Source organism: Mesorhizobium sp. B2-4-13 (assembly GCF_006658535.1).
Lineage (GTDB): Bacteria > Pseudomonadota > Alphaproteobacteria > Rhizobiales > Rhizobiaceae > Mesorhizobium > Mesorhizobium australicum.
Genome location: NZ_VFVB01000008.1, coordinates 306,841 through 316,679, shown reverse-complemented (window position 1 = coordinate 316,679; position 9,839 = coordinate 306,841). Strand labels below are relative to the sequence as shown.

General features: G+C 63.2%; 10 protein-coding genes. 2 read left to right on the top strand and 8 right to left on the bottom strand.

Annotated features, from left to right (window positions below; genetic code table 11):
* Both FJ936_RS22725 and FJ936_RS22720 read right to left on the bottom strand, forming a co-directional pair.
* A partial coding sequence (locus FJ936_RS22725; RefSeq protein ID WP_141906999.1) for an ABC transporter permease occupies nucleotides 1-806 on the bottom strand: 806 nt, incomplete at its 3' end.
* Nucleotides 807-1,077: 271 nt separating this feature from the next.
* A complete protein-coding gene (locus tag FJ936_RS22720; RefSeq protein WP_140790366.1) occupies nucleotides 1,078-2,511 on the bottom strand; it encodes a DHA2 family efflux MFS transporter permease subunit in 1,434 nt (477 codons plus the stop codon).
* Between the two features lie 126 nt (nucleotides 2,512-2,637).
* Between FJ936_RS22720 and FJ936_RS22715 the strand changes: the two genes are divergently transcribed.
* On the top strand, nucleotides 2,638-3,639 hold the full coding sequence (locus FJ936_RS22715) for an ornithine cyclodeaminase family protein (protein WP_140790368.1): 1,002 nt from the start codon (nucleotides 2,638-2,640) through the stop codon (nucleotides 3,637-3,639).
* Nucleotides 3,636-5,129, top strand: coding sequence for a histidine ammonia-lyase (hutH, locus tag FJ936_RS22710; protein ID WP_140790370.1), 1,494 nt, complete (start codon nucleotides 3,636-3,638; stop codon nucleotides 5,127-5,129). Before FJ936_RS22715 ends, hutH begins: the two co-directional genes overlap by 4 nt.
* A gap of 7 nt (nucleotides 5,130-5,136) precedes the next feature.
* On the opposite strand, the gene FJ936_RS22705 is transcribed toward hutH, so the two are convergent.
* From FJ936_RS22705 to FJ936_RS22680, 6 genes are all read right to left on the bottom strand, one after another.
* On the bottom strand, nucleotides 5,137-5,436 hold the full coding sequence (locus FJ936_RS22705) for a hypothetical protein (RefSeq protein WP_140725492.1): 300 nt from the start codon (nucleotides 5,434-5,436) through the stop codon (nucleotides 5,137-5,139).
* A 57-nt stretch (nucleotides 5,437-5,493) separates the two neighbouring features.
* On the bottom strand, nucleotides 5,494-6,294 hold the full coding sequence (locus tag FJ936_RS22700) for a 3-methyl-2-oxobutanoate hydroxymethyltransferase (protein WP_140725489.1): 801 nt from the start codon (nucleotides 6,292-6,294) through the stop codon (nucleotides 5,494-5,496).
* Nucleotides 6,295-6,355: 61 nt separating this feature from the next.
* On the bottom strand, nucleotides 6,356-6,667 hold the full coding sequence (locus FJ936_RS22695) for a MocE family 2Fe-2S type ferredoxin (protein WP_140790372.1): 312 nt from the start codon (nucleotides 6,665-6,667) through the stop codon (nucleotides 6,356-6,358).
* Between the two features lie 28 nt (nucleotides 6,668-6,695).
* On the bottom strand, nucleotides 6,696-7,778 hold the full coding sequence (locus FJ936_RS22690) for a fatty acid desaturase family protein (protein WP_141907008.1): 1,083 nt from the start codon (nucleotides 7,776-7,778) through the stop codon (nucleotides 6,696-6,698).
* Between the two features lie 85 nt (nucleotides 7,779-7,863).
* On the bottom strand, nucleotides 7,864-9,045 hold the full coding sequence (locus FJ936_RS22685; protein WP_015317077.1) for an aldose 1-epimerase family protein: 1,182 nt from the start codon (nucleotides 9,043-9,045) through the stop codon (nucleotides 7,864-7,866).
* Nucleotides 9,046-9,055: 10 nt separating this feature from the next.
* Nucleotides 9,056-9,838, bottom strand: a complete 783-nt coding sequence (locus FJ936_RS22680; protein ID WP_140790374.1) for an ATP-binding cassette domain-containing protein — start codon at nucleotides 9,836-9,838, stop codon at nucleotides 9,056-9,058.
* Between the last annotated feature and the right edge of the window lies 1 nt (nucleotide 9,839).

Here is a 9,839-nt window from a genome sequence, read left to right as displayed (position 1 = left end):
CCGCCCCGCCCGCCCGACAGCCCGATGCCGCCAATCACCGCCACCAGCACGATGTCGTAAAGCAGCGTCGAATTGACGACACGGGTGTTGATCGAATGCAGGCTGGCCGCGGTCAACAGGCCGGCGATCAGGGCGACGAATGCCGAGAGCACGTAACGCAGGACCAGCATCGGCCGCACCGGAATGCCGATATTGCGCGCCGCGACCGGGTTGTCGCCGGCGAAATAGATGTAGCGGCCCCATTTGGTGTAGCGCAGGAACAGGAAGAACAGGAAGGCGAGCCCGGCGAAGACGAACACCTCGATCGGGACGTCGAGAAAGCGCAGACCGCCGAGCAGTTCCACCCAATGGCCCTGCGGCACCGGCACGGCGTCCTGCGTGATCAATTGCGAACGGACATAGCCGAAGACGAAGGAGCCGGTCGCCAACGTGACGAAGATCGCCGGTACATCGGCGTAGGCGACGAGAAAGCCGTTGAGCAGGCCGATGGCGAGCACGCCGGCCAGCACATAGGCGAAGGCGAGCCCGTCCGGTGTTCCGCTGTTGAGCAGTTGCAGGTACCAGGCGACCGACATGGCCATGATCGCAACCGCCGACAGGTCGATGCCGCGGCCGATGATGACGACTGCCATGCCCAGCGCCAGTATACCCAGCACCGAGACGGAGCGGATAATGGCGACCAGATTGTTGGCATCGATGAAGCCTGGCAGGCCTATAGCCGCGGCAACGAACAGCACCACCGCTATGGCAAAGACAATGCCTTCCTGATTCAGGCTTCTGAAGTTCAGCCAGCCGGCCATGTTCATCGTCTGCTTTCACCCCGGTGGCAGCGCTGCCACCCCTGGAGAGAAAGCTAATCGGCTCAACGCCGCTTCGTCAAATGAATCCGCGTTCAAAACGTAGGCTGGCGATGAGATTCGCAAAGTGGACGCATTGATTGCCGAATCTGGCGCAATGCCCGGAAACTCCTGCACTTTTGGCAATTGTTTGCACCGTCTCGGCGCTTGGCGAAAGCACAACACCAAGGCGAAAGGCGAAGACGGAATTTAACCCTGCGATCTGGCGGAAAATTCGATTTCAGTTCCCGGCAACATGGCCGGAGACCTCGGCGCCGGCACCTCTCGGCAGCACCAGGAAACGGAACGACGCCACCAGCCCGATGATGCCGATCAGCAGGAAGGCTGCTCGAAAGTCGACGAGGTCGAGCGCCGGCCGGTCTCGCGCGATCTGCGACAGGTTGAGGATCGCCGCCGCCACCGCGACGCCGAACAGCATCGCCACCTGCTGCAGCATCGAGGACAAGGTCGCCGCGGAGCTACGCTGCGCGGCGGCGATATCAGCGAAGGCCAGCGTGTTGAGCGCGGTGAACTGCATCGAGCGCGACAGGCCGGCGATCAGCATCAGCGCCATCACCAGCCGCTGCGGCGTCTGCGGCGAGATCGCCGCGCAGGCCATGATCGACACCGAGGCGATGATGCCGTTGACGACCATCACCGAGCGGAAGCCGAAGCGACGCAGCGTCGGCGTCGTCATCGTTTTCATGCCGAGATTGCCGAGGAAATAGGCCAGGATCATCATGCCGGCATCGACGGGCGATAGGCCGAAGCCGACCTGGAACAGCAGCGGCAAAAGGAACGGCGTGGCGTTGATCGCCACCCGGAAGATGGTGCCGGCCGCAAGCGTCGAGATGGCGAAGGTCTGCACCTTGAACGAGGAGAGGTCGAGCAGCGGATGCGGCGCGCGGCGCAGATGCCGCACCGCTAGCCAGCCGACGACGATCCCCGCCGCGATCAGCCCCACCGTCGGCAAGGCCCCATCCTCCGGATGCGCGATGCGCTCAAGGCCATAGAGCAGGCAGGCGAGCCCCAGCGACGTCAGGAAAAACCCCGGCCAGTCGAGCGGCTTGGGATCGGCTTCACGATCACCCGGTATGAAGCGGGCGACCAACACCAGCCCGATCGCGCCGAGCGGGATGTTGATGAAGAAATTCCAGTGCCAGGACAGATAGGTGGTGATGAAACCGCCAAGCACCGGGCCGACCACGGGCGCGAAGAGCGCCGGCCAGGTGATAAGCGCCGTGGCGTTGAGCAATTCGGATTTCGACGCGTTGCGCAGGACCAGGATGCGGCCGACCGGCGTCATCAAGGCGCTGCCCAGGCCCTGCACGGCACGGGCAACGACGAATTCGGTCAAATTTCCAGAGAAGCCGCAGGCGAGCGACGCCAGCGTGAACAGCGCGATGGCTGCGAGGAAGATGTTACGCGCGCCGAACCGGTCGGCGAGCCACCCCGACAGCGGCACGAACACGGCCATGGTCAGCATGTAGACGGTGATGCCGATGCTCATCGCCACCGCCGGCACGCCGAAGGAAGCGCCCATCTGCGGCAGCGACGTCGAGATGATCGTCGAATCCAGCAGTTGCATGAAGAAGGCGATGGCGACGATCAGCGCCACGCGCCGCGAATTCGTGGCTGTCTCGGGCAAGGCTTCATTTTCGGGAATGGCCGTCATGTCGGGTCGGTTTCAACAACATTTAGCCAACTGCGTCCAGAGATGGACCAACAAACTTTCGTGTCGTATCGCCGCCTGTTATGGAATGAATGGGCCTCGGTCTTAAACAACAGGAACCGTGCGCGCATGAAGCCTATCTATATCGACTACCTCAACGCCCTCGACATCGAAGCGCTTGCCATGGCCGATGGCGAGATCATCGACGCCGTCGAGGCCGGGCTCGTTGCGCAAGGCAAGGGCCAGACGGTGATCGAGCCGCGCGTCCACCTCGAACCCGACCCATCCTTCCACGGCCATTTCAATGTCTTGCGCGGCTACGTCGCGCCGCTCGATACGGCCGGCGTGAAAATCGTCGGCGACTATGTCGACAATTATCTTCACGGCCTGCCGTCGGAATTCGGCATCCTCAATTTGTTCGATCCACGCACCGGCACGCCGCGCGCCATTCTCGACGCCACGGTCATCACCGACATGCGCACCGGCGCCGTCACCGCCATCGGCGCCAAGCACTTGGCACGCAAGAACGCGAAGGTGCTCGCCCATATCGGCGCGCGCGGCACTGCGTACTGGAATGTGCGCCTGCTCGACCATCTCTTCGATTTCGATGAGATCCGCGTCCATTCGCGTCGCCCAGAAAGTCGCGATGGCTTTGCCGCAAAACTCTCCGCCGACCTCGGCAAGCCCGTCACCGCGGTCGCCGACTGGGAGAGCTGCGTCAAAGGCGCCGACATCGTCGTCGAAGCCTCACGCCTGCCCGAGCCGCAGCCCCTTCTCAAGACCGAATGGATCAAGCCGGGCGCGCTTGTCGTTCCCTATGGCACGATGAGCGCGGTGGAGCTGTCGCTGACCGACATCATGCAGAAGTTGGTCGTCGACGACTGGGGCCAGTGCAAGGGCGGCAAATTCGGCTCGCTGCGCGCGCATGTCGAGACCGGGCGGTTGAGCGAAAAGACGCTGCATGCCGAACTCGGCCAGATCGCCGCTGGCCTCAGGCCGGGACGGCAGAGTGACGACGAAACCATCCTCTTCTGGCATCGCGGCCTGTCGCTCTCCGACATTGCGCTCGGCAAGGCGATGCTGGCCAAGGCGCAGGCGCAAGGCATCGGCCAAAGGCTGCGCTTCGCATGAGCGCGCTCGTCCTCACCGGGGCCGGCGTCAGTGTCGGCGATGTCGCCGCCGTCGCCCGCGAGGCACGCAAGGTGGAGATCGGAGCCAATGTCATCGGCAGGCTGGAGAAGGCGCGAAAAGTGCTCGACCAGGCGGCGGCCTCCGGCCAGCAGATCTACGGCCTGAACACCGGGCTCGGCGCCAATCTTCGCACATCGGTCGAGGGTGACGCCAGCGCCTTCCAGCGCCAGCTACTCGAGGGCCGCAGCGGGGCGGTCGGCGAAGCGCTGCCCGTCGAGGCCGTGCGCGCCACCATGCTTGCCCGTCTGACAATGTTGTCGGCCGGTGGCTCCGGCCTGTCGCCCGCCGTGTTCGTTGCCTTGATCGAAGTCCTCAACGCCGGCGTCCATCCAGTGATGCCGTCGCTCGGCTCGATTGGCGCCGGCGACCTGGTGTTGATGACCGCGATCGCCCGCCTGCTGATCGGCGAAGGTGAAGCCGATTATCAGGGAAGGCGCATGCCAGCGGTCAAGGCACTGATGATGGCCCGCCTCGGCCCGATCGGCCTGGCGCCCAAGGATGGACTGTCGCTGATCAACGCTTCCGCCGTCTCCGCCGGCGGCGGCGCGCTTGCGGTCACGGACGCGCTGTCGGCTCTTGCCCAGCAGCACCAGGCCGGCGCGCTGACCATGGAAGGTTTCGGCGCCAACCGCACCATCCTCGACCCCCGCCTGCACATGGCGCGGCCCGCCGCCGGCCAGCAGGCAGCCGCCAAGGCGCTGCATGATCTTCTCGCCCGCGACGAAGCGCCCGCGCCCACCACCATACAGGACCCGCTGTCGATCCGCTGCATGCCCTCGATCCATGGCGCGCTGATCGAGGCGATCGGCCAGGCAAGACGCGCCGTCGAGACCGAACTCAATGCCGCCGCCGACAACCCGCTGGTTCTGAGCGACGACGAGCTGGTGCTGTCGACCGGCAACTTTCACACCGCTTCGCTGGCGCTCGCCTTCGAGACGCTAAGCCTGGCAATCGCTCAATGTGCGGCCGCCAGTGCCGCCCGCTTCATCCAGCTCACCGGCCCGGGCCGCAACGGCCTGCCCAAATACCTGTCGCCGGTCGCTGGCGCCTCGGCCGGTTTGGTGCCGCTGCAAAAAACGGTGACGTCGATCCTGGCTGCCATCCGCCACAAGGCCAATCCGGTGATGCTCGATTTCCTGCCGGTTTCGGAAGGCGTGGAGGATCACGCCACGCAGACGCCGCTGGTGGTTTCGAAATGCGCCGACATGATCGCGCTGTGGCGGCGGCTGATCGCCTTCGAACTGATGGCCGCCGCCCAGGCCGTGGATATGCGTCAAGGGTTGACGCCGGCGCCACGCACCGCAGCGGTTCAAACAGCCGTGCGCGGGCTCGTCCCAACCCTGAAGGAAGACAGGCCTCTCGGCATCTACGCCGAAGCACTCTACGCCGCGCTGACCGGCGGCACATGGCAGGCCTTATGCCGTTTCTGACATGCCATCAATATGCCGACGAAGGGTCATCAGAAAATTTTTTATTTGGGTAGAGATGCTTCTTCTGCCACTTCAGCCCATAAAACAGTGTTCCATGTATTCCGTTGACTTCAGTTTTCTTTTGTCGACCCTTATTTAAGGAATCCTGAAATCGTCTTCCTCTCTTACTTCCAACGCGCTTAAAGAAATCTTCAATGAATTCTATATCCTGGCCGTTCGGAAACATCAATTCAAAGTCCTCATCCGACACTGCATAGATATTATACGCCGAATTGATGGCTCCATCGATCAATTGAACATTTTTCATTGACGCATTGCTCCCGAAAAATCGTGTGGCTCGGCCACAGGATACCAGCAAGCGACCTTACGACTGGCCTACCTTGTCCAGAAACAGCTTTAGCTCGGCTGGGTCCATATGCACGATGTGCCTGTCCTCAGGATAGGCGCCGCTGTTGACGTCGGCGACATACTCGGAAAATGCCGCCACCCGCTCCGCCTGAAGCCGATCGTATTCGGCGGCGAAATTGCGGTAGATCTTCGAGTGGCGCGGCATGTGGCCACGGTTCTGGCCAAGAATGTCGTCGGCGAACAGATATTGCGCGTCGCAGCCGGTACCCGCGCCCATCGACAGCATGATCAGCGAGGTGCGCTCCGAGATCGCCTTCGCCACCTCGACTGGTACCACCTCGATCTCAGCGCCGATCGCACCGGCAGCCTCCAGTTGCTTGACCGCTTCGAACACCTGCATCGCCGTATCGGCGGACTTGCCAACCGCCTTGAAGCCGCCGGTCCAGGTCGCGCGGGAAGGAATGAGGCCGACATGGCCTATGACGGGAATGGCATCGTCCGCCATCCTCTTGATGGTGGCGTAGCCCGCGCTGCAATAGACCGCGTCGGCGCCGGCCTTGTAGAGCCGGAAGGCCCAGCGCACGAAATCATCCGCGGTGCCGATCTCGAAGAAATTGTCGCCCGGCATGGTGAACAGGCTGGGCGCGGCATCGCGGTAGCGCGGGTTGAGCACCAGTTCGGGCGGCACCGAGACGATGTCGACCCCTGCCCGTTCGGCGGCCTCGGCCTCGTCCAGCGTCAGCACGCGCAGCATGGTCAGTTGACGCTTGCCCTTCATGGCGCGCAAATCGGCGACGGTCGGTCTCTTTCGGCTCATTAAAGCGTTCCCCTCTGTTGTTTGCCGTCGCGGTGCCGGATCGATTGATCATACCCCCGCTTCATATCTGGATCATCACCTTGCCGGCTTCGATCTTCACCGGATAGGTCGCGAGATTGACGCAGACCGGCGCGCCCTTGGCCTGGCCGGTCTTGTAGTTGAAGCGGCCATTGTGCTTGGGGCATTCGATGATGTCCTCCATGACAAGCCCGTCGGCCAGATGCGCCTTCTCATGCGTGCAAAAACCATCGGTGGCGAAGAACTCGTCATCCGGAGAGCGATAGATCGCGAAGGTCCGCCCACCATGGTCGAAGCGGATGACATCCTCTTCCTCGACATCGTCCACCGCGCACGCTTCAACCCAATCGGCCATCTCTATCTCCTGCGGACATTCGCGATCGCTACTCGGCCGCCGCCGACATATCGACCTCGTGGAACTCACCGCGATAGGGCCTGGCCGTCGGCGGCAGTTCGCGCTTGAGGTAATGATCCTCGTATTTCAGCTGCCTGAGCAGGACCGGCCAGACCTCGCGGTAGGCGTGCCACATCGACGGATTGGGCTTCGGCAGATCGTGCTTGATCAGTTCATGCAGCCTGGGCAGCGCGTGATACGGCACCATCGGGAACATGTGGTGCTCCACATGGTAATTCATGTTCCAGTAGATGAACCGGCTGATCGGGTTCATGTAGACGGTGCGCGTGTTCAGCCGATGGTCGACGACATTGTCGGCGAGCCCGATATGCTGCAGCAGGCCGGTCGTGACCATGTGCCAGGTGCCGTAGAGGCGCGGCAGGCCGATCAGCACCAGCGGTATCCATGACCTCAGCGCGATCGCGAGGGCGATCGTCGCCACATAGATCGCGACATGCCACCGGGCCGCGACCACGGCCTTATGCTGTTCCATCTCGGGGATATAGCTCTTCTCTTCGTCGGATAGCGTGCCGAATGCCTGCCGCACCAGCGTCGGCAGCGAATAGCGAAAGTCGAGAATGCCGGTGAAGGCGAGCGCCGCCTTCAACAGGTCCGGCGGACGCATGACCGCGATCTCGGCGTCGCGGCCGACGATGATGGTGTCGGTGTGGTGGCGGGCATGGCTCCAGCGCCATTGCACGGGATTGCGCATCAGCATGAACGAGGCGATGTGGTAGACGACATCATTCATCCAGCGCGTGCGAAAAGCCGTGCCATGGCCGCATTCGTGCCAGCGCGAGTCGCTCGACGAGCCGTAGAGCACGCCATAGACGAACAGGAACGGCACCACCCACCACGAACCCCAGAACAGGACGATACCCACGGCCGAGCCCAGGATCGCGACAATCCAGATGATGGTGTCGCGGATCGCCGGGCCGTCGGAACGCTGCATCAACTCCTTCATCGCCTTGCGCGGCACGTCGGTGTGGTACCACTCGGCCGAGGCAAGCCCGGTCTCGATCGCTGCCCTGGTGCTTTCGCCGACCAGGCTGTAGTCGCGCTTTTTCGCCATCGTCGTCAAATTGGCCTCCAATCGTCGCGCAGCGCTGGCAATCCGGTCCGCCGGCCGGAGGGCTTGCTTTGAATAAATGTCGCGCTCATGTCCTGCCGGCCAGTCTTGGAAAATTTTCTGAAGGCTGAGGATAATCCTGCTCGGGCTGCCGGGCGATATCCGCTATCCTGGCTTCGGCGCCAGCGATTTCCTCCTTGCCGTCGAGGACGCGGAACACCGCGTCGTAGGCCCGGCTTTCGCCATGCTCCAGCCAGATCATCTCACCGCGCTCGCGGGCAGCGAGATCGCCGAGCACATGGTGGGTCGATGGCTCTATCCCCAGCGCGTACTGCCCGGCCTGGAAATTCTGCCATTGGTAGGCACACGGCAACTGGTCCTTGCGGGTCGCCACTTCGAAGCCGAGACCGAGCCGGTCGTTGACGACGGCCACCGGAACCTCGCCATGGGCGTCGGCGGCCATTTCGTGCTGCCAGACCTGCTCCCTGAAGTGCCGTTGCGGTGCCGGCGCCGTGCGATAGCCGACACTCTGCGCCTCGTAGCGCTCGCCGGCATGGCTGGCCCAGACGACGTCGCGGATCGGCGCCAGATAACGGGAGCCTTCGTCCAGCAAGGGATGGCTGACATTGACATGGTAGAAATACATATGAGGGGTGCGGTTGAAGCCGTGGTTGACGACACGGTCCGAAAGCCGGATCTCGTTGCCGCCGACATCGGCCTCGATGCGGCGAGTGAGATGCAGATCCTCGCCGAATACAGCCGATTGCTGGACGATGCCTTCTGCCCACAGCACGCAGCGGTCACCCTCCCAGCGCTCGCCATAGCCGGTCAGCCGCGCCGGGATGGTACCGACACGACCATGCAGCGAATGAAGCACCGTCTTCTTCCCCGGATAGTTGTAGCTCTCGGCCGGCACTTCTTCCCGCCCCAGAATGTGGTCGAGGCCGCAGGTGACGAGCAGGCCCGAGAAGGACCGCGCCCAGGCCAGCCCCGCTTCCCCTTCATAGTCGTGCAAGCCCGGATGGCGAAAGCCGCTCGGCGAATGCCAGCCGATCGCCTGGCCCTTGAAGTCGCAATCGGCGATGTCGAGCGCCCGGTCGACGAGCGCGGTGAAGCGCAGGCCCGAGCCGGTGCGGAATTCGAGCATGCGGATGCCGCGCTCCAACCCGTCGCCGAGCGTCATCAGCCGCACGCCCGCGAATTGCGACAGCTGGCCTGACCGCTCGGCCACTTGCCGGCGCGACAGCGTCTTGCCGTAAAGCTCTACCATGCGACGCCCTTCACTTTGCCCTCGCCTCCTTGAGCAAGGCCGACATGTCGGCGCCGGTGATGATGCTTTCCACGGTCAGGAGGTCGGTGTCGGCGACCGTCTGTTCGGCGACGATCTCGCCGCGCCGCATCACGACGATGCGGTCGGCGACCTGGAAGACATGGTGGATGTTGTGGGTGATGAGCAGCACCGAATGGCCGGCGTCGCGTACCTCCTTGACGAAACGCAGCACACCGTGGGTTTCCTCGACGCCGAGATTGTTGGTCGGCTCGTCGAGAATGATCACCTTGGCGGCGAACTGCATGGCGCGCGAGATGGCGATCGACTGCCGCTCGCCGCCCGACAGCGTCGAGACCAGCGCATCAGCGTCGAGTTTCTTCGAGATGCCGACGCGCTTGAGGAGTTCGGAAGCGGCTTTGCGCAGCTTCGCGAGATCGAGCGGCGCGAACACGCCGAGCCAGCCGAAATTGACCGGCTCGCGGCCGAGGAAAAGATTACGAGCGATGCTGAGATCGGGCGCCAGTGAGGTATCCTGGTGGATGGTCTCGATGCCGAGGTCCATCGCATCCCGGGTCGAGCGGATCGAAACCTTTTCGCCGCGCACAAAGATGTCGCCACGATCGACCGGGAAGACACCCGAGATCGCCTTGATCAGCGTCGATTTTCCGGCGCCATTGTCGCCCAGCAGCGCCACCACCTCGCCTTCCCGCAGTATCAGCGAGGCGTTCTTCAGCGCGCGCACGCTGCCGAAGGACTTTTGCAGGTTCTGCAGCCGAAGTACTTCTTGCACCATC

What these genes read in the sequence shown, in the direction of transcription:
- FJ936_RS22720 (WP_140790366.1), bottom strand. Translation starts at nt 2,511, where the DNA reads ATGACGGCCATTCCCGAAAATGAAGCCTTGCCCGAGACAGCCACGAAT.
- FJ936_RS22715 (WP_140790368.1), top strand. Translation starts at nt 2,638, where the DNA reads ATGAAGCCTATCTATATCGACTACCTCAACGCCCTCGACATCGAAGCG.
- hutH (WP_140790370.1), top strand. Translation starts at nt 3,636, where the DNA reads ATGAGCGCGCTCGTCCTCACCGGGGCCGGCGTCAGTGTCGGCGATGTC.
- FJ936_RS22705 (WP_140725492.1), bottom strand. Translation starts at nt 5,436, where the DNA reads ATGAAAAATGTTCAATTGATCGATGGAGCCATCAATTCGGCGTATAAT.
- FJ936_RS22700 (WP_140725489.1), bottom strand. Translation starts at nt 6,294, where the DNA reads ATGAGCCGAAAGAGACCGACCGTCGCCGATTTGCGCGCCATGAAGGGC.
- FJ936_RS22695 (WP_140790372.1), bottom strand. Translation starts at nt 6,667, where the DNA reads ATGGCCGATTGGGTTGAAGCGTGCGCGGTGGACGATGTCGAGGAAGAG.
- FJ936_RS22690 (WP_141907008.1), bottom strand. Translation starts at nt 7,778, where the DNA reads ATGGCGAAAAAGCGCGACTACAGCCTGGTCGGCGAAAGCACCAGGGCA.
- FJ936_RS22685 (WP_015317077.1), bottom strand. Translation starts at nt 9,045, where the DNA reads ATGGTAGAGCTTTACGGCAAGACGCTGTCGCGCCGGCAAGTGGCCGAG.
- FJ936_RS22680 (WP_140790374.1), bottom strand. Translation starts at nt 9,838, where the DNA reads ATGGTGCAAGAAGTACTTCGGCTGCAGAACCTGCAAAAGTCCTTCGGC.